The 530-nt window shown below is 64.9% G+C and carries 1 protein-coding gene; it reads right to left on the reverse strand.

Annotation, left to right across the window (positions count from 1 at the left end; genetic code table 11):
* Positions 1 to 530 (reverse strand): NAD(P)(+) transhydrogenase (Re/Si-specific) subunit beta (locus PV761_RS24265; RefSeq protein WP_347900062.1); only part of this gene is annotated, 530 nt, incomplete at both ends.

Genomic DNA, 530 nt, shown 5'->3' on the forward strand with positions numbered 1-530 from the left:
CGGTGCTCGCCGTGGTCTGTGTCTCCACTCGTGGTGGGAGCGGCGATGCCGAAGCCGCCGGCGATCACGGAGATGAATGACCGGTTCATGGCCTTGCACATGATGTAAGACAGGTACGCACCGGAGGAGCCCACCAGGGCGCCGGTGATGATGAGCAGGTCGTTGTTGAGCAGGAAACCCGCCGCTGCCGCGGCCCAGCCGGAGTAGCTGTTGAGCATGGAGACAACGACGGGCATGTCGCCGCCGCCGATGGAGGCGACCAGGTGCCAGCCCAGCCCCAGGGCAAGGATGGTGACAACGATCAGGAGCCACAGCTGGGAGTCGTTGACGTACCAGACCGTCAGGGCGACGAACGCGACGAGGGCGCCGAGGTTGATGGCGTTCTTCCCCGGCAGCATCAGCGGTGAGGACTTCATCCGGGCCGAGAGTTTCAGGAACGCCACGATGGAGCCTGTGAAGGTCACCGCGCCGATGAAGACACCGATGAAGACCTCGGCATGGTGGACGGCCATCAGGTCCGGGGACAGCGC

It is taken from the genome of Arthrobacter sp. CC3 (assembly GCF_039907775.1).
GTDB lineage: Bacteria > Actinomycetota > Actinomycetes > Actinomycetales > Micrococcaceae > Arthrobacter.